We start from the raw sequence: 16,833 nt of genomic DNA, 5'->3' as shown, positions 1-16,833 counted from the left end.
CCGGGAACCGCTACCCTCCTCGCATGCTGGACGACGGACAGCGGCGCAGCCTCGACCCCGAGCAGGACACCGCCGCTTTCAAGGCCCTCACCCACCCACTGCGGATCCGCCTGCTCGGGCTGCTCCGCCAGGACGGCCCGGCCACCGCGAGCGAACTCGCCGCGCGGACGGGCGAGTCCTCCGGTTCCACCAGCTACCACCTGCGCGTGCTCGCCAGGTACGCCTTCGTCGAGGAGGCGGAACACCGCGACGCACGCGAACGCCGCTGGCGCGCGGTGCACCTGATCACCTCCTGGGACGCCCGCGCGGTGCACGCCACCCCGGAGGGCCGGGCCTTCGTCGAGTTCTCCCGACGGCACCAGATCGACCACCTCGCCCGCTCGCTCGCCCGGCACGAGGAGGACGTCGCCACGGGCCGGCTGGACGGGACCTGGTCGGCCGCCGCCGGCATCGACGACCTGATCCTGCACCTCACCCCGGAATCGCTGGCCGAACTGCGCGCACTCGTCCACCGGCGGGCCCTCGAACTGGCCGAGCGGGACCGGGACGCCGACCGCACCGAACAGGTGGTCCTGGTCACCGCCGCGATCCCGCTCGCCGCCGGTGGTGCCGCGTGAGCACGCCGTCCCACGAGGCCGCCGCCCGCCGCAGGTACCTGACGGTCACCCTGCTGTTCTGGTTGCCGATCGGTCTGGCGACCGCTCCACTGGTACTGCTGTTCACCGCGCGCGGGCTCGGACTCGGCGCCGTGGCGGGCCTGTTCGCCGTGCACTCGCTCACCACCGCCGCCCTGGAGCTGCCGACCGGCGGGCTCTCGGACGTCATCGGGCGCCGGCCGGTGCTGGCCGCCGCCGGAGTGCTCGACCTCGTGGCCTTCACCCTGCTCGCGCTCGGCGAGGCGTACGGGGTGCTGCTGCTCGGGATGGCGCTGATGGGCGCCGGTCGGGCCCTGGCCAGCGGACCGGCCGAGGCCTGGTACGTCGACACGGTTCGCGCCCAGGCCGGGCCGGAGGCCGACCTGCGGCCCGGCCTGGCCCGCGGCAGCGCCACCGGCTCGCTCGCCCTCGCGGCCGGCACCCTGCTCGGCGGGGCGCTGCCGTGGCTGCTGTCCGTCCTGGACGTCCAGGACGCCCTGGACGCCTTGAACTCCATGGGCTCCATGGGCTCCCTGGGCGGCGCCACCGTCCTGCCGCTCTCGGTACCGCCGCTGATCGCCGCCGCCGTCGAACTCGCCTACGTGGTCCAGGTCTGGGCGGCACTGGCCGAACCGGAACGCCCGCCCGCCGCCCTGCGCACGGTGTTCCGCAGCGTGCCCGCCACCGTGCTGACCGGGCTGCGCCTGGGGCGGCGCGACGCGGTGGTCCGCCGGGTGCTGCTGACCGCCGCCGCGACCGGCGTCGGCCTGGGCGCCGTCGAACTGCTCACCCCCGGCCGGGCCGCCGAACTGACCGGCGCGGCCGAATCCGGCGCGGGCGTGGTCGGCCTGCTGAGCTGCGCGGGCTTCCTCTGCGCGGCCCTCGGAGCCCGGCTCGCGCCCGGTGCGGCCGGACGCTCCGACGGCAGCCGGGCCGTGCTGCTCGGCCTGGCCGCCTGCACCGCCGGCGTCCTGCTGCTCGCCGTCACCGCCCGCACCGCCGGTCCGGCCGCGGCCGCCGCGGCCGCCTTCGGCTACGGCCTCAGCTACCTCGGCCTAGGCACCGCCGGCCCGAACCAGAAAGCCCAGCTCCACCAGCGCGTCCCCACCGAAACCCGGGCCACGGCGCTCTCCGTCCAGTCGCTCGCCCTGCAGCTGTGCGGCGCCCTGTCCGGCCTGGCCCTCGCCCTCCTCCCGCCCGGCCCGCCCCGCTGGCTCCTCGCCGCCACCGCCCTCGCCGCGGCGGCCCTCCTCTGGACCGGCCGCCACTCGGCGGGACGGCCGGGCAACGGCATCTCGCCCCGGCCGCCTCCCGCGCGGACCACTCACCCCTACAGCCAGTCGCGGCGCTTGAAGATCAGGTAGAGGCTGGTGCAGACCAGGGCCATCAGGGCGATCGCGAAGGGGTAGCCGAAGGCCCAGTGCAGTTCCGGCATCGTGTCGAAGTTCATGCCGTAGACGGTGCCGATCAGGGTCGGCGCGAAGAGGATGGCGGCCCAGGAGGAGATCTTCTTGATCTCGTCGTTCTGGGCGTGGCCGGCCTCGGCGAGCTGCTTCATCTCCTCGTTCTGGCGCTGCGAGACGAGGGTGGCGTTGACGGTGAGGATGTTCTGCAGCATCTGGCGGAAGCCGTCGACCCGCTCGGCGGCGTAGGTGGCGTGGTCGGCGACGTCGCGCAGGTAGCGCTGGAGCTCCTCGTCGGTGCCGTACTTGCCGAAGCCGGCCTCCAGGCTGCGCATGATCTCCAGCAGCGGCCGGGTGGCGCGCTGCAACTCGATGACCTCCCGGGAGAGTTCGTAGATGCGCCGGGACACCTGCGGGTCGCCGCCGAAGACCTCGGTCTCGATCTCGTCGATGTCGTGCTGGAGGCCGGCGATGACCGGGGCGTAGCCGTCGACGACCGCGTCGAGCACCGCGTAGAGCACGGCCTCGGGGCCGAGGGCGAGCAGTTCCGGGTCGGCCTCCAGGCGGCGGCGGACGGCGGAGAGGTCGGGGGCCTGGGAGTGGCGGACGGTGAGGACGAAGTCGGGGCCGACGAAGAGGTGGATCTCGCCGAAGTCGACCTCCTCCACGTCGTCCAGGTAGCGGGCGGCGCGCAGCACGACGAACAGGGTGTCGCCGTAGCGCTCCAGCTTGGGGCGCTGGTGGGCGACGATGGCGTCCTCGATGGCCAGTTCGTGCAGGTTGAACCGCTCGGCGGCCTCCAGCAGCTGAGACTCGGCGGGGCGGTAGAGCCCGATCCAGGCCATGGTGCCGGGCTTGCCCGGCAGCTCGCGGTAGACGTCGGCCAGGTTGGCGGCCGACTGCACGCGGTGTCCGTCGCGGTAGACGGCCGCGTCGACGACGGAGCGCTCCAGGCTCACCTGCTCGACCGGCTGGTCCGGGCGCGGGTCCATCGAGTGCTCGGGGGCGGGCTGGGCGGCCGCGTCGTCGGCCGGGGAGACGGGACGGGTGAAGGGGAGCTTGCTCGCGCGCACGGCGCGCACACGCCAGTCGGACATGGCGGGGTACCTCCGCGGTTCGGGGGCCGCCGCACCCGGGAGCGTGGCTCGCGGGGTGCGGGGCGGGCGGGAGGCGCCCGGCCGTCCTCCACCGCGCACGGCGACCGGGCCGCGCGCGTCCGCGCCGGGGTCAGCGGCGGGCGGTGCGGCGGCGGGGGTCGGGAGCCGTACGGGAGGAGGGGCGCCGGGTGCCGGGAAGGGTGGGGGACGTCCTGGCCCGGGTCCTACTTCGACCCGGACTACTACTGCACTCCACTGCTCTCACCTCCTCGCCGTCGGGACGCCCGTGCGGGTCGCCGTTTCCGGGCCACCAGGAGGCTCCACACCGCCGGGCGGGCACACGCGGGCGCCACGACGGCGGGTGGGCACCCCTGATCTCGTCAGAGCTTTGGCACGCCACGGCGTAGCGCCCCGGTATTTCCGGGCCGCAGCCACTTGGGGTCACCCCTTAGGCCGGGGAGACCTGTCCTGACCCTGGGCGTCTCTCGACGTCGTGGGGTCAGTGGCCTGTGTCCGTGGCGACGCCTCACCGAACGAGGTGCCTTCACAACCTCCACGAGTCTAGTACCCGCCGGAGGGTTTCTTCGACCGGGGGGAGGGCCACGAACCGCCATCGGGGGGAGCGGCCCGGCGCTCCCCCGCCTGACGCTTCGTCACGTGTCGGCGCGCGGGCGGCCGGTCAGCCGGACGGCGCGAGGTGGGCCGCCACGTACGGCACGGCGACCGCCTCCAGCGCGCCGGGCGAGCCGAACGCCGGGTGGACGTTGACCTCGAAGACCACGCCGCCGCTCTGCGCCGCGAGGTCGACGGCGGCGAACGGCAGCCCGACCGCCCCGGTGGCGGCCACCGCGAGCTCCGCCAGGCCGGCGGGCAGCTCCTCCAGCGGGAGCGGGGTGGAGACGGCGCCCCGGGCGAGGTTGCAGGGCTCGTCCGGGTCGTCCTGCACGTGTTCGACGGCCCGCAGCGGCCGCCCGCCGAGCACGGTCACCCGGTACTGGTGGCGACGGCCGTCCGCGGTGAAGTTGCGGGCGTCCTGGGCGAGCAGCCAGTCGGTGCCGGCCCGCGCGTAGCACTCGGCCGCCTCGGCGAGCTGGGCACGGGTGGTGACGTGGAACACGTCCTGCCCGCTCATGCCGACGGCCGGGCGGGCCCAGACGTCGCCGCCGAGCCGCTCGAACACCGCGACGGCCTCGGCGGCGGTGGGCCGGGAGAGCGTGACGGTGGGCATCTGGCGGACGCCCGCGCGGGCGAAGCGCTCGACGGCGAGCCGCTTGTCGCTGGCCGTGCGCCAGCCGTCGTGGGCGGTGCCCAGCGAGCGGACGCCGTGCTCGCGCAGGGCCCGCTGGAGGTCGGCGAGTTCCGTGCGCCGGTGCGGCGGTATCTCGTAGAGGATCACCGCCCGGGCGGTCGGCGCGAGGCCTTCGGCGGGGACCTCCAGGGCGAGGCCGTCGCCGGTGCCGCGCAGCCGGCCGCCGCCCGCCGGCCCGTGCGGTCCGCCGCTCATGAAGTGCCGCGCGTCGAGCAGCACCGGCGCCCGCCCGGTGAGCCGGCGCACGGCGGTGGCGAGTGCCTCCCGGCTGCCTTCGGTCGAGCTGTGATCGGTCATCAGAACGAGCTCGCTGCGCCCCATGGAGCCATCGAACATGTCGCGGACATGCCCACGCAAGGGCTTCCGGGAATTCGAGGCTCCGGACGGGGCACGGGCCACCACCCCGATCGAGTGGACGGCATTACCTCCGGCCGCCCCCGGGAGGTGTGCTCGAAGGACGACGTTCCGTCACCACCCCGGGAGAGACACGCGTATCCGAACCGGCCTCGCGGCCGCCGTTGCGGCCGCGGCCGACGTCCTCGCCGTCCCCATCGACCTGACCCCGAACGCCACCGCCACGTGCCACAGCGGTGGGTGACCCGATCACCGCCTCCGGCGGCCGGCCTGGTACGACGACCGGCCCCGCCGGCCTCCTCGGGCGGGCCTGCCGCACCGCCCACGGCCGCGCCGCAAAAACCGGATGCGCCCACCGGGCACCGCGGGCTACCCTCGGCGCCATGTCGACGCCCCGCATCTCCTAGCTGACGGACCCACCTCCACGCCACCCGTGTGTCCGTTCGCTGTTACGGAGCGTCATCCCCTTGATCACCACCCGTGGTGTCGACGTGCGCGTCGCCGCCCGCCTGCTGCTGTCCGACCTCACCCTCCACATCACCCCCGGCGACCGCATCGGCCTGGTCGGCCGCAACGGTGCCGGCAAGACCACCCTGCTCGCCACGCTCGCCGGCCGGCTGCGCCCCGCCGCCGGTACCGTCACCCGGACCGGCCCGGTCGGCTACCTGGCGCAGGACTCCCGTGCCGCCGACCCCGCCGTGACCGTCACCGCGCGGATCCTGTCCGCGCGCGGCCTGGACACCGCCGTCCGGGAGCTGCGCGCCGCCGAGAGCGCCATGGCCACCGCCGCCGACGAACGCGCGCAGCGCCGCGCGATGGCCGCCTACGGCCGGGCCGAGGCCGAGTTCCAGTCCCGCGGCGGCTACCCCGCGGAGGCCGAGGCCGCCCGGGTCGCGGCCGGCCTCGGCCTGCCCGACGGGGTGCTGGACAGCCCGCTCGGCGCGCTCTCCGGCGGCCAGCGCCGCCGGGTCGAGCTGGCCCGGATCCTCTTCGCCGACCACGGCACCCTGCTGCTCGACGAGCCCACCAACCACCTCGACGCGGACGCCGTCGCGTGGCTGCGCGGCTACCTGGCCGGCCACCCGGGCGGCCTGGTGCTGATCAGCCACGACGTGCCGCTGCTCGCCGACACCGTCAACCGGGTGTTCCACCTCGACCCGCAGCGCGCCACCGTCGACGTCCACAACACCGGCTGGGCCGAGTACCTGGCGCAGCGCGCGGCCGACGAGCGCCGGCGCGCCCGCGAGCGGGCCAACGCCGAGCGCAAGGCCGCCGCCCTGCACGCCCGGGCCGACCGGATGCGGGCCAACGTCGCGACCGCCGTGACCGCCCGCTCGATGGCCCGCCGGGCCGACCGGATGCTCTCCGCGCTCGAACCCGTCCGCCGGGCCGAGCGCACCGCCCGGATCCGGCTGCCCGAACCGGCCCCCTGCGGCCGGATGCCGCTCGGCGCGGTCGGCCTCACCAAGGCGTACGGCGGGCGCGCCGTGCTCGACGGGCTCGACCTCGCCGTCGACCGCGGCAGCCGGCTCGTCGTGCTCGGCCCCAACGGGGCGGGCAAGACGACCCTGCTGCGCCTGCTGGCCGGCCGCGAGGCCCCGGACGGCGGGCGGGTCGTGCCCGGGCCCGGGCTGCGGCTCGGCTACTTCGCCCAGGAGCACGACACCCTCGACCCGGAGCGCAGCGTCCGGGAGAACCTCGCCTCGGCCGCGCCGGGGCTCACCGACGGCGACCTGCGGCACGTGCTCGGCGCGTTCCTGTTCCGGGGCGACGACGCCGACAAGCCGGCCGGGGTGCTGTCCGGCGGCGAGAAGACCAGGCTCGCGCTGGCCGGGCTGGTCCACTCGGGCGCCAATGTGCTGCTGCTCGACGAGCCCACCAACAACCTCGACCCGGCCTCGCGGGCCGAGGTGCTGGCGGCGGTGGGCGGCTACCCGGGAGCGATCGTGCTGGTCACCCACGACCCCGGGGCGGTGGAGGCGCTGCGGCCGGACCGGGTCCTGCTGCTGCCCGGCGGGGACGAGGACCTGTGGAGCGAGGACTACCTCGACCTGGTCGCCGCGGGCTGACGTCCCCGCCCCGGGGCGGCGTCAGGGCTTGCGGGCCTCGATGAGGAACCGGGCGGAGCGGGCGACGAACGGCCCCTCCGCCCGGATCAGGGCGTCCAGCTCGCGCAGCCGCTCCCCGTGGGCCTCGACGGTGAAGCCCGGGACCATCCAGATCACCTTGCGCAGGAACCAGACCACCGCGCCGATGTCCCGGAACTCGACCCGCAGCCGCTCGGAGCGCAGGTCGAGCACCTCCAGCCCGGCGGCCCGGGCGGCGTCCGCGTCGTCCTCCGGCCGCCGGGCCCGGCGTGCCCGCGGCTGCGGCCCCAGGAAGAACTCGACCAGCTCGAACACCGAGGCCGGACCGATGTGCTGGGCCAGGTAACTGCCGCCCGGGCGCAGCACGCGGGCGATCTCCGGCCACCAGACGCTCACCGGGTGACGGCTGGTCACCAGGTCGAAGGCGTCGTCGGCGAAGGGCAGCGGGGGCGTGTCCGGCCCCGCCACCACGACCGCGCCGAGCGGGTGGAGCAGGGCGGCCGCCCTGGCCGCGTTCGGCGGCCACGACTCGGTGGCGGCCATCGTCCGGGGGAAGCGGTCCGCCACGCCGGCGAGCACCTCCCCGCCGCCGGTCTGCACGTCCAGCGCCGCCGAGGCGTGCGCCAGCCGCTCCCCCAGCAGCCGCTGGTAGCCCCAGGACGGGCGCTCCTCGGTGGCCCGGCCGTCCAGCCAGGAGAAGCCCCAGCCGTCCACCGGGGCCTCGGCCGCCTCGTCCACCAGCTCCTCGAACGTGCGCTCCATGCCGCCCATCCTGCCCCGGCCGCCTCCGTGGCGGCCAGCCGGTTCTACAGCTGCGCGGCGATCAGCTCGTTGCCGTAGAGGTCGCGGAAGTGCAGCGAGCGGCCCGGCCCGCCGTCCGGCACACCGGGCCGGGTGGCCACCCCGAGCCGCGCCAGCCGGGCCGCCACCCGGTCGAGGTCGTCCGTGTGGAGCACCAGCAGCGGCATGCCGCCCGTCTGACGCCCCACCGCCGCCCGCGCCTGCGCGGACTCGGCCGGCATCAGCCACAGCCCCGTCCCCGCCCCGCCCGCCGGACCACCCGCCGGACCGACGTGCAGCAGCCGGTAGCCGCCGAGGTCCCCGTCGAAGAGCACGGTGAAGCCGAGACCGTCCCGGTAGAAGGCGAGCGCCGCCTCGGCGTCCTCGACCAGCACCACCGTGCGGCCCACCGCCGTGAACAGCCCTGTCGCAGCGTCGTGTTCGTCATTCATGCCGCGACCGTAGACCACCCCACCGACACCCGGGCCGGCCGCCGTCCTCCCGCCGCGGCAGGCACACGATCCCCTCGTCGCCGCCGGACCGAGGCCCGGTGGCGGCCGGGCCTTTCTGCTGCGCGAGTCAAGGGCTGAGGCGTGTCTGGCAATTCCCGCTGGGCGCGCGGCGCCAGGGCACGCGCGGCCCCAGCCTTCGGCCGGGAGGTACCCCTACGCCGCGTTGTCGTCGGTCACCGATGGGCCCCCTACCCGGCGGCCGGCCCGAAGGCGCGGATCCGGCCCGGTCCAGGTGACGAGGCGTTCGCCGCAGGCGGTGTCGGACTCAACGCCTAGGGTGGTGGCTGCGTCGGCGGGCAAGGAGTGGAGCAGTGCGGATCGAGCGTCATCAGCTGCCGGTGTCGGTGGTCTCGGCAGTACGTGCGGAGTTCGAGGACAGGCTGTCCACACAGATCCGGATCATGCGGACGCACGCCGCGGGCAGCCGCGAGTGGCGGGAGACCGCCGAGGTGTTCCTCGACTACCTGGGCGCGCTGTCGGCCGGGACACCGGCTCTCGACACCCCGGAAGCGCGGACGATCCTGCGAAACGCCGCCCTGGCCGCCGGCGGAGCGGTGAAGTGCGCGGCATACGCGGGGTACGAGCGGTTCTCCGTCGGCATCGACTACGTCAACTTCGGGACCATCCACGAGCTCGACGAGAACGAGACCGCCTCTCCGGTCGACCCGGCGGCCTGGACCGAGGCGTTCTGCCTCGTCATCCTCGCAGGGCAGGTGGACGAGTTCGGCGAGTCCTTCGACTTCACCCGCACTGTCGGCGACGACGCGGCCGGCGACCCCTCGGCCGAACTCGCCCGGGGTCTGCTGAGCCAGGCGAGCGGCTACATCGTCGACGACCGCACCGCGAGCCACCCGCCGAGCGTCCAGGAGCAGCTCGCCGCCCTCGATGCCGCGCTCACCCGCATCCGGACCCGACGGGCCACGGGCGGCGACCGCCTGCCCGGCCACCCCCATACCGTCGCTCTCCAAGCCCTGCGTGCCACGGTCGCGGGCGACCGCGAAGCCTTCGACTCCCGACTCGCCGCACTCCTGCTCCAGCACAGCGCGACGCCCGGCCCCGGGTCCCGAACGAGCACTCTCCTGGCACTCCTGCCGCTCGCCCTGGCCGCGCTCGCCTACCGGGCCCAGTCCTGGACGCCGGGTGTGGAGAGCGACTACCTGCCTCACAGCCTGGTCACCGGTCCCGAAGGATCCGGCCGGCCTCTCCCCCGGTGATCAGGCCCGTAGGAGCCACGACACGGCAGCCCGCGGGGGCGGTGGGATACGGGTCGCGGTGAACGGTGAGTGCGCCCTGGCCAGGGAGTCAGGCGCTCGGACGGTGCGCGGAGCAGGAAGTCGGCCCGTCCGACGTCCTGCTCCGGCGAGGCCACGCACGGTCGGTCACCGGGTGCCGCCGGCGGCGCGCACCCGGGCGAAGGCCTCGCCGGCCAGGTCCGCTTCTGCCCGCCGGGTGGCCGTGCTCCCGGCCGCGAATCGCGTCGAGTGCTCGGCGGGCGGCCTTCCGGACCGCCTGCCGGAGTGGTCGGTCACGGTAGGCGTTCGGCTGCGCCGCAGAATCCGTGCGCGTCGGCTACCAGATCTGGACTCCGCCGCGGATCCGCAACGCCCGGCGGGCGGCGTCGAGGACGTTGTCCAGCCGATCGGCGATCTCGCCGGCGCGCTGGGCGACGGGCTTGGGTGAGTCCCTGTGAGCGGCAATGGACTCGATGTTGTTCAGGAGCAGGAGGACTTCCTCGATGAACTCCGGAACGTCGTCCGGCAGAACGCGGAGCCCGCCTCCAGCCAACCGGGGGAAGAAGCGTGCGCCGAGCGAGCGGACGGCCTCCGATCCCCAGACCGTGGTGCGCCAGCTCTCGAAGCCGGCAAGATCAGACGACCCTTCGGGAACGTCGAGGAAGCGGGACCCACCGTTCTCGTCAACGGTGAACACGTCTACCACCAAGCTCATGCGCGCAGTGGACCACGCCCTCGGCCGGACGGTCCACGTCTTTCGCGCCGCGGTCGGCGGGAGCGGCCGGGGCGCGGTCACGGGTCCGGCAGGACGCGCTTCCGCACATCCGGTTCGGGTGGCCGGCGAGCCGTTTCAGGTCGGCCGGAGGTCCCGGTCGGCGCGGTGGGCGGCGACCGTCCAGGCGGCGGTGACGGCGTGGTGGGCGCGGGCGGTGGCCTCGGCGGTGTCGGTGGGGAGGTGCAGCGGGGTGCCGAGGTGGACGTGCAGGGTGGGGCGGCGGACGGGGGCGGTGGCCAGGCCGGCGAGCTGCTTGAGCGGGCCGCCGGAGCTGAGCCGGCGGGACCCGGCCTGGCCGAGCGGGACGACCGGTGCGCCGGTGGCCCGCGCCAGGCGGGCCAGGCCGCTGCGGAACGGTCCGGGCGGCAGTTCCCCGGAGTCGCGGCGGCGCGGCAGCCCGCCCTCGCCGTAGATCAGCACGATCCGCCCGGCCGCCAGTGCCGCGGCCGCCGCGTCCAGCGACTCCGCCGCCCGCGCGGTGCCCCGGCGGACGGCGATGTGCCCCTCCCGGCGCAGCACCGTTCCGAGCACCGGGATCCGCCACAGCCCGGCGGCGGCCAGGACGACCGGCCGGGCGCCGAGCCGGTGCAGGGCGGCGAGCACGACGGCGGGGTCGGCGAGCGAGGTGTGGTTGGCCGCGACGATGCTGCCCGGCGCGGGGCAGCCGGCGGCGGCGGTGTCAGTGGTGTCGGCGGTGTCGGATGCGTCGGCGGTGATGCGCAGGCGGCCGACGGCGGGCAGCAGGAGGGCGGAGGCGCGGCTCAGCATGGCGGTGAAGTGGATCCTCGGTGACGGCGGGAGCGGGTCCTGTCCGCCAGTCTGCGCGGAGCCCGGCCGGTGGCGCCTGAGTACCCGTACTCAGCCGTTCCTGGGGAGGGCCCCGGTCCCGCCGGCCGCTCACCGCGCGCCGCGCGCCGGCGGCGTCTAGGCTCGTACGAATGAGGCGATTGGATGTCATCGACCGGGCGCTGTTCCATCAGATCGCGGCGGCCCACCGTCCCTTCGGCACGGGATCGCTGACCGGCCGCTGGCTGCGCCGGCTGAGTCACGCGGCCGACCACGGGATGCTCTGGCTCGGCACGGCCGCCGTTCTCGGCGCCGTCGGCGGACGGCCCGGGCGGCGGGCGGCGCTGCGCGGGGTGAGTTCGCTGCTCCTCGCCTCCTCGGCCGCCAACATCGCGGCCAAGCAGCTCACCCGTCGTCCGCGCCCGCCGCTGGGCCCGGTGCCGCAGGTCCGGAGGTTGCTGCGCCAGCCGGTCACCACCTCCTTCCCCTCCGGCCACTCCGCCTCGGCCGCCGCCTTCGCCACCGCCGTGGCCATCGAGTCCCCGGCCGCGGCGGCCCTGGTGGCACCGGCCGCGCTGGCCGTCGGCGTCTCGCGGGTGTACACGGGCGCGCACCACCCGGGCGACGTCCTGGCGGGCTTCGCACTGGGCTCGGCACTCGCGGTGCTCACGCTCCGCTGGTGGCCCCGCGCCTCCCACCTGCGGCCGGCCGCCGGGCCGCCGCGCCGCCCCGCCCCGGCGCTTCCCGAGGGGGCGGGCCTGTCGGTGGTGGTCAACTCCGGGTCCGGCAGCGGCGCGCTGACCTCCGACGGCCCCGAGGACACGGCCGACGCGCTGCGCGCCCTGCTCCCCCGGGCGGACGTCCGGCTCTGCGGGCCCGAGGACGACCTGCAGGCCCTGCTCACCGAGGCCGCCGACCGGGCCGCGGCGGCCGGCGGCGCGCTCGGGGTCTGCGGGGGCGACGGCAGCGTCAACCTGGCCGCCGGCCTGGCCGTCGAGCGGAACCTGCCGCTCGCGGTCTTCCCCGGTGGCACCCTCAACCACTTCGCGCTCGACCTCGGCATCCACGGAATGGAGTCGACGGCGGAGGCCGTGACGGCCGGCCGGGCGTGCGGGGTGGACCTCGGGGTGGCCGCCGACGACACCGAGCGCCGGGTCTTCCTGAACACCTTCAGCCTGGGCGTCTACCCCGAACTGGTCCGGATGCGCGAGGCGTTCGAGAACCGGCTCGGCAAGTGGCCGGCGCTGGCGGTGGCCACCGCCCGGATGCTGGCGACCGCCGAACCCGTCACCGTCCGGGTGGGCGGGCGCGACCGCCGGCTCTGGCTGCTGTTCGCGGGCAACGGCGCCTACGACCCTCCCGGCTTCGCCCCGACCCACCGGACCGGGCTCGCCGACGGCCTGCTGGACGTCCGGGTGGTCGACGGCGGGCAGCCGCTCGCCCGGACCCGGCTCGCCGCCGCGTTCCTGTCCGGCACGCTCGCCCGCTCCCGGGTCTACCACTCCGCCCGGCTCCGGGCCCTCGACCTGGAAGCCCTCGGCGACGCCGAACGGATCGCCGTCGACGGCGAGTCGGTGCCCGCCTCCGGCGCGCTCCGCCTCGCCAAGGCGCCGCGAGCACTGACCGTCTACCGGCCCGAGCCGGCCTGAACGGCCCCGGAAGCTCCCGGGACGGGCGCGACCGGCCTCGGTGGCGTGACCGCATCGACGAGCCCACCGACCCGACCGGCCCGTGGTGTCGGCCCGCGGTGTCGGCCGCTTCTCCGACCGACTGGCCGCCGATTAGCACCCGGTGCGGGCCGGCTGGGAGGCGAGCGTGGCCCGGCAGGGCTCGGCTCTCGGCGCGCTCCTGCGGGACCGGCTCGGCGACGCGCCGACGGAGGTCCTCGACCGTGCCTGCGGCATCGGCACCCAGGGGATCGGGCTCGCCGCGCGCGGCCACCGGGTCACGGGTACCGATCTCAGCCCGGTGGCCTGCTGCTGCTCCCCACCCGCCCGTACGACGAACGTCGGCGCAGCAGGCCGACGGCGGCGCCGCCACGGGTGTCGACGGACGGGGGCGGCGAGGACTGGGGACCCGGGCCCGGTGGTGGGCGGGAGAACGGGAGCCCATCTGACGTCCAACGAACGATCGAGCCGGGCGACACGTGCATCAACCCGTTCGGGTGACATTCCTATGCCTGACGCAGTGTCGGTCCCTAGAGTTCGAAGCACTGTTGGTCCACGAAGGGATAACCATCATGTACCGCACCGTCCGCACGTTCGCCGTCCTCATCGCCGCCGTCGGCGCCGTTTCCCTGCCCACCCAGGCCTTCGCCGACGAGGTGACGGTCAACACCACGACCATCACCGTTATCGGCACCGGCAACCAGCTCGCCGGCGGCGAGATCACCAACGTGGGCGGCGACGCCATCATCGGCTCGTTCGACGGCATCGACGTCCACTGACCCCACCCGCCCCGTCGAATCCGCATCGCCCGCGCCCGTCCCAGGCGCGGGCGATGCCGCGTTCCGGAAAGGGGCGGGGCTACCCGCGTCCGCCGAACTGCCGGCGGTGGATCTCGACGGCGGCGTAGCGGTCCGCGGTGAGGACGGCGCGGGCGGCGTCCGGGCCGGGGGCGCGGAGCAGGGCGGCGGTGCCCAGCCAGGCGCTGCCGTCGTCGGAGAGGAGCGGGCCGTAGGCGATCAGCTCCTCGCGCTCGGGCGGGGGTGTCAGGTCGGCGGGGCTGCCGGTGCCGAGGCCGAGCACCAGGTAGCGGTGGCCGCCGGTGCGTCCGCCGGGGAACTCGGCCATGGTGCGGCCCAGGAGGTTGCGCCAGCGCCGCAGCAGGACGTCCCGGTAGACGCCCGCCTGGTAGCAGGGCTCGTCGAAGGCGAAGGCCCGGGCGGCCTCGGGGTCGGGAAGGTCGAGGATGTGGACGCTGCCGGTGGGCGTGCCATCGGTGCGGGTGCCGTCGGCGTCGGCGAGGGTGGGGCCGCGGGCGATCATCTCCGCGGCGAACCCGTCCATGTAGGACCAGTGCTCCTCCCGCAGCTCGCGGCGCAGCGCCTCGGAGTGCGCACGGTCCCGGTGGTAGGTGAAGAACTCCATCCCGGCAGGGTGCCGCCCGGGGGTCAGCACGTCGACCCGAATTCCGCGACGGCCTCGGCGACCCGGGCCGCGCCGTCCTCGCGCGCCATCGCCCCGGCCGCGGCGCGGGCACGGGCCCGGTACGCCGGTTCCCGCAGGACCTCGCGGAGCGCGCCGGCCAGGCGGTCGGCGGAGAGTTCGGCGAACGGGACGGGGGCGGTGGCGGCGCCGGTGCGTGCCAGGCGGGCGGCCCAGAACGGCTGGTCCGCGAGGACCGGGACGGGGACCGCCGGCACGCCCGCGCGCAGGCCGGCGGCCGCCGTGCCCGCGCCGCTGTGGTGGACCACGGCGGCGGTGCGCGGCAGGAGCAGGGCGTGCGGGAGCTCACCGACGGTCAGGAGGTCGTCGCCTCCGGCGGTGAGGCCGGCCCAGCCGGACTGCAGCACGCCCCGGACGCCGGCCCGGCGCAGGGCGCGTGCGACCAGGTCGCCCAGCCGCTCGCCCTCCCCCGCGGCCATGCTGCCGAAGCCGACGAACACCGGCGGCGGGCCGGCCTGGAGGAAGTCCTCCACCGCGGCGGGCAGGCCGCCCCCGGCCGGTTCGTGGGGCCACCAGTTGCCGACCACCGCAAGCTCCTCGGGCCAGTCGGCCGGGCGGGGCAGCAGGACGGGGCTGAAGCCGTGCAGGGCGGGCGCGCCCGCTCGCTCGCGGAGCCGCCGCTGGGCGCGCCGGGGGCGCGCGGGCAGCCCGAGACGGGCCCGCAGGCGGCGAGCCGCGTCCGCGTGCAGCCGGTCCACGGCGTGCCGGGCGAGGGCGCCGGCCGCCCGGTTGCCCCAGCCGCCGAGCGACCGTACGCCACCCACGACCGGCGGGAACTCCCGGGTGGGGGCGACCGGTTGCAGGGGGACGTCCAGGCCGGGGACGCCCATCGCCTCGGCGAGGTGCCGGCCGAGCGGGGCGGTGGTGGCGGAGAACAGCAGCAGGTCGGCGCCGGGGGCGGCGGCGTCGGCGAGGCCGTCGCCGAGCCGGTCGACGAAGGCGGCGGCCTTGGCGAGCAGCGAGGAGCGCCCGCCGGCGGGCGCGCGCGGGTCGACGGGCAGCGGGCGGAACTCCAGGCCGGCGGCGGTGACCAGCGGACCGAAGGACTCCGGCGCGGCCAGCGCCACGGCGTGTCCCTCGGCGCGGAGCCGGGCGCCCAGGCCGGTGTAGGGGGCGACGTCGCCGTACGAACCGGCGGCGGTGAGCAGGATGTCCATGGGGTGTCCTTGGCAGGGGGTACGGGTGCGCGACACGGGGCGCGGGCGGCTCAGGCCCCGGGTGCGTCGGGCCGGCCCGGGGCGCGGAGGCGTCGGGCGTTGGCCGCGATGGCGGCCCGCAGGTACGGGGCCAGGCCGGGGCGCTGCTCGCCCGGCGGGACCACCAGGGCGAAGGCGCGGGCGTCCGCCTCGTAGTCGTCGGCGATCCTGCGGTGCATCTCGGGCGGGCAGGGCGTGAACCAGCGGCCGATGTGCCGGCGGTGCTCCTCGGCCAGGTCGAGGACGGGCCCGCTGTCGGGGGCCGCGCCGGCGTCGAAGGCGGCGAGCAGCCGGGCGCGCCAGTCGGCGGCCTCGGCCATCAGCCGCCGCCAGTCCTCCTTGGTGTGGGCCGCGGCCCGGGCGAGCGCCTGCCGGTGGCTCTCCCGGTCGCCCCACTTGAGGTGGGCGTCGGTGGCGTAGCTGAGGTCGAAGACCACGTCACCGAAGACCTCGAACCGCTCCTGCGGGGTCAGCTCGACGCCGGTGCGCCGGACCTCGATCGCCCGCTCGGCCACCTCGACGAGCTTCTGCAGCCGGGCGATCTGCTCGGTGAGCGCCTGGCGGCGGGCCCGCAGCCGGTCGAGCGCGTCGGCCTGCGGATCGGCCAGGATGCTGGCGATCTCATCGAGGGTGAAGCCCAGCTCCCGGTAGAAGAGGATCTGCTGGAGCCGGGCCAGGTCGCCCTCGCCGTAGAGGCGGTAGCCGGCCGGGCTGCGCTCGCTGGGCGAGAGCAGGCCCGTACGGTCGTAGTGGTGCAGTGTCCGCACGGTGACCCCGGCGAATCCCGAGACCTGCCCGACCGACCAGCTCATGCCGCCCCCACCCCGTACCGTCCGTCAGCGTTCCGTGTACGCCCTCCACGGTGCGCCCTGACGCGGGGTGAGGGTCAAGGGGCGGTGGTGCCGTCGTACGCCCGGCGGGCCCGCTCGACGCGTTCCAGGTTGGCGGCGGACCACTCGGCCAGCCCGGCGAACAGCGGGGCGAGGCTGCGGCCGAGCGGCTTCCACTCGAACGCCTTCGCCTGGGCCGAGCCGGTGCGCTCCCGGCGCACGGTGGCCGCGCCGTTCGGCGACGTCGCCCTGCCGACGGTGGACCCGCAGGACCTCGCCGAGGTGGCCGCCGCCGTCCTGCGCGGTGGCGCGGCCGCCGGGCCGCGGGCCTCCGCGCACGCCGGCCGGACGTACGTGCTGACCGGACCGGCGCCGGTGTCGCCGCGCGAGCAGGCCGAGGCGCTCGGGGCCGCGCTCGGCGAACCGGTGGGCTTCGTCGAGCTGAGCCGCGAGGCGGCCCGCGGCCACCTGCTGACGGTCATGCCGGAGAGCGTCGCGGACGGCACGCTCGACATCCTGGGCGAACCGACCGCCGCCGAACGGCAGGTCAGCCCGGACATCGAGCACCTGCTGGGCCGAGCGGCCACGCCGTTCGCCGCGTGGGCCCGCCGGAACGCCGCCGCCTTCCGGTGACCGGCCCGGCAACGGCACGGCACGGCCCGACACGGTC

The 16,833-nt window shown here is 76.1% G+C and carries 17 protein-coding genes and 1 riboswitch; of the genes, 7 read left to right on the top strand and 10 right to left on the bottom strand.

What is annotated here, in order from left to right; all coding sequences use genetic code 11:
- Positions 1-23 precede the first annotated feature (23 nt).
- Together ABT093_RS11695 and ABT093_RS11690 are read left to right on the top strand one after the other, a co-directional pair.
- Complete coding sequence (locus ABT093_RS11695) at positions 24-617, top strand: winged helix-turn-helix domain-containing protein (RefSeq protein ID WP_350563001.1); 594 nt, start codon at positions 24-26, stop codon at positions 615-617.
- Positions 614-1,999, top strand: coding sequence for an MFS transporter (locus ABT093_RS11690; RefSeq protein WP_350562999.1), 1,386 nt, complete (start codon positions 614-616; stop codon positions 1,997-1,999). The genes ABT093_RS11695 and ABT093_RS11690 overlap by 4 nt, the downstream gene beginning before the upstream one ends.
- On the opposite strand, the gene ABT093_RS11685 is transcribed toward ABT093_RS11690, so the two are convergent.
- Positions 1,966-3,135: a magnesium and cobalt transport protein CorA gene (locus ABT093_RS11685; RefSeq protein WP_350562997.1), complete on the bottom strand. Its 1,170-nt coding sequence runs from the start codon at positions 3,133-3,135 to the stop codon at positions 1,966-1,968. The two genes, ABT093_RS11690 and ABT093_RS11685, sit on opposite strands and share 34 nt — an antisense overlap.
- Positions 3,136-3,497: 362 nt before the next feature.
- Positions 3,498-3,680, bottom strand: a riboswitch (M-box (ykoK) riboswitch).
- A gap of 134 nt (positions 3,681-3,814) precedes the next feature.
- Positions 3,815-4,765 (bottom strand): ATP-grasp domain-containing protein, encoded by a 951-nt coding sequence (locus ABT093_RS11680; protein WP_350562995.1) that lies wholly within the window; start codon positions 4,763-4,765, stop codon positions 3,815-3,817.
- Between the two features lie 500 nt (positions 4,766-5,265).
- On the opposite strand from ABT093_RS11680, the gene ABT093_RS11675 reads away from it, so the two are divergent.
- Complete coding sequence (locus tag ABT093_RS11675) at positions 5,266-6,867, top strand: ABC-F family ATP-binding cassette domain-containing protein (protein WP_350562993.1); 1,602 nt, start codon at positions 5,266-5,268, stop codon at positions 6,865-6,867.
- Positions 6,868-6,888: 21 nt separating this feature from the next.
- Here the strand turns inward: ABT093_RS11675 and ABT093_RS11670 are convergent, their stop codons facing one another.
- Complete coding sequence (locus ABT093_RS11670) at positions 6,889-7,647, bottom strand: class I SAM-dependent methyltransferase (RefSeq protein WP_350562991.1); 759 nt, start codon at positions 7,645-7,647, stop codon at positions 6,889-6,891.
- Positions 7,648-7,691: 44 nt separating this feature from the next.
- Complete coding sequence (locus ABT093_RS11665) at positions 7,692-8,117, bottom strand: VOC family protein (RefSeq protein WP_350562989.1); 426 nt, start codon at positions 8,115-8,117, stop codon at positions 7,692-7,694.
- Between the two features lie 371 nt (positions 8,118-8,488).
- Here ABT093_RS11665 and ABT093_RS11660 point away from each other — a divergent pair, with 371 nt between their 5' ends.
- Entirely contained in the window at positions 8,489-9,391 is a 903-nt protein-coding gene (locus ABT093_RS11660) for an Imm49 family immunity protein (RefSeq protein ID WP_350562987.1), read from the top strand.
- 355 nt (positions 9,392-9,746) lie between these two features.
- Here the strand turns inward: ABT093_RS11660 and ABT093_RS11655 are convergent, their stop codons facing one another.
- Together ABT093_RS11655 and ABT093_RS11650 are read right to left on the bottom strand one after the other, a co-directional pair.
- Positions 9,747-10,124: a hypothetical protein gene (locus ABT093_RS11655; protein ID WP_350562985.1), complete on the bottom strand. Its 378-nt coding sequence runs from the start codon at positions 10,122-10,124 to the stop codon at positions 9,747-9,749.
- Positions 10,125-10,259: 135 nt separating this feature from the next.
- Positions 10,260-10,952: a lysophospholipid acyltransferase family protein gene (locus ABT093_RS11650; protein WP_350562983.1), complete on the bottom strand. Its 693-nt coding sequence runs from the start codon at positions 10,950-10,952 to the stop codon at positions 10,260-10,262.
- A 170-nt stretch (positions 10,953-11,122) separates the two neighbouring features.
- Here ABT093_RS11650 and ABT093_RS11645 point away from each other — a divergent pair, with 170 nt between their 5' ends.
- Positions 11,123-12,619, top strand: a complete 1,497-nt coding sequence (locus ABT093_RS11645; protein ID WP_350562981.1) for a bifunctional phosphatase PAP2/diacylglycerol kinase family protein — start codon at positions 11,123-11,125, stop codon at positions 12,617-12,619.
- Positions 12,620-13,209: 590 nt separating this feature from the next.
- Positions 13,210-13,416 carry a hypothetical protein gene (locus tag ABT093_RS11640; protein ID WP_350562979.1) on the top strand — a complete coding sequence of 69 codons (207 nt, stop codon included), beginning with the start codon at positions 13,210-13,212 and terminating at the stop codon, positions 13,414-13,416.
- Positions 13,417-13,495: 79 nt separating this feature from the next.
- Here ABT093_RS11640 and ABT093_RS11635 read toward each other — a convergent pair whose 3' ends face one another.
- From ABT093_RS11635 to ABT093_RS11620, 4 genes are all read right to left on the bottom strand, one after another.
- Complete coding sequence (locus ABT093_RS11635; protein ID WP_350562977.1) at positions 13,496-14,059, bottom strand: YciI family protein; 564 nt, start codon at positions 14,057-14,059, stop codon at positions 13,496-13,498.
- Between the two features lie 23 nt (positions 14,060-14,082).
- On the bottom strand, positions 14,083-15,294 hold the full coding sequence (locus ABT093_RS11630) for a glycosyltransferase (RefSeq protein WP_350562975.1): 1,212 nt from the start codon (positions 15,292-15,294) through the stop codon (positions 14,083-14,085).
- A 50-nt stretch (positions 15,295-15,344) separates the two neighbouring features.
- The gene (locus tag ABT093_RS11625; RefSeq protein ID WP_350562973.1) at positions 15,345-16,145 is read right to left on the bottom strand and encodes a MerR family transcriptional regulator; all 801 of its coding nucleotides are present in this window, start codon (positions 16,143-16,145) and stop codon (positions 15,345-15,347) included.
- Between the two features lie 74 nt (positions 16,146-16,219).
- Positions 16,220-16,384 carry a hypothetical protein gene (locus ABT093_RS11620; protein WP_502884198.1) on the bottom strand — a complete coding sequence of 55 codons (165 nt, stop codon included), beginning with the start codon at positions 16,382-16,384 and terminating at the stop codon, positions 16,220-16,222.
- Position 16,385: 1 nt separating this feature from the next.
- On the opposite strand from ABT093_RS11620, the gene ABT093_RS11615 reads away from it, so the two are divergent.
- Positions 16,386-16,796: a Rossmann-fold NAD(P)-binding domain-containing protein gene (locus ABT093_RS11615; RefSeq protein ID WP_502884197.1), complete on the top strand. Its 411-nt coding sequence runs from the start codon at positions 16,386-16,388 to the stop codon at positions 16,794-16,796.
- Positions 16,797-16,833: the final 37 nt, after the last annotated feature.

Origin of the sequence: Kitasatospora sp. NPDC002551, assembly GCF_040296005.1 — a bacterium.
GTDB lineage: Bacteria > Actinomycetota > Actinomycetes > Streptomycetales > Streptomycetaceae > Kitasatospora.
This window is presented reverse-complemented; position numbering and strand designations above follow the sequence as displayed.

Bases quoted from the DNA above. Each gene is read 5' to 3' on its own strand.
- ABT093_RS11695 (WP_350563001.1), top strand. From the start codon at position 24: ATGCTGGACGACGGACAGCGGCGCAGCCTCGACCCCGAGCAGGACACC.
- ABT093_RS11685 (WP_350562997.1), bottom strand. From the start codon at position 3,135: ATGTCCGACTGGCGTGTGCGCGCCGTGCGCGCGAGCAAGCTCCCCTTC.
- ABT093_RS11680 (WP_350562995.1), bottom strand. From the start codon at position 4,765: ATGGGGCGCAGCGAGCTCGTTCTGATGACCGATCACAGCTCGACCGAA.
- ABT093_RS11670 (WP_350562991.1), bottom strand. From the start codon at position 7,647: ATGGAGCGCACGTTCGAGGAGCTGGTGGACGAGGCGGCCGAGGCCCCG.
- ABT093_RS11665 (WP_350562989.1), bottom strand. From the start codon at position 8,117: ATGAATGACGAACACGACGCTGCGACAGGGCTGTTCACGGCGGTGGGC.
- ABT093_RS11655 (WP_350562985.1), bottom strand. From the start codon at position 10,124: ATGAGCTTGGTGGTAGACGTGTTCACCGTTGACGAGAACGGTGGGTCC.
- ABT093_RS11650 (WP_350562983.1), bottom strand. From the start codon at position 10,952: ATGCTGAGCCGCGCCTCCGCCCTCCTGCTGCCCGCCGTCGGCCGCCTG.
- ABT093_RS11645 (WP_350562981.1), top strand. From the start codon at position 11,123: ATGAGGCGATTGGATGTCATCGACCGGGCGCTGTTCCATCAGATCGCG.
- ABT093_RS11640 (WP_350562979.1), top strand. From the start codon at position 13,210: ATGTACCGCACCGTCCGCACGTTCGCCGTCCTCATCGCCGCCGTCGGC.
- ABT093_RS11635 (WP_350562977.1), bottom strand. From the start codon at position 14,059: ATGGAGTTCTTCACCTACCACCGGGACCGTGCGCACTCCGAGGCGCTG.
- ABT093_RS11630 (WP_350562975.1), bottom strand. From the start codon at position 15,294: ATGGACATCCTGCTCACCGCCGCCGGTTCGTACGGCGACGTCGCCCCC.
- ABT093_RS11625 (WP_350562973.1), bottom strand. From the start codon at position 16,145: ATGAGCTGGTCGGTCGGGCAGGTCTCGGGATTCGCCGGGGTCACCGTG.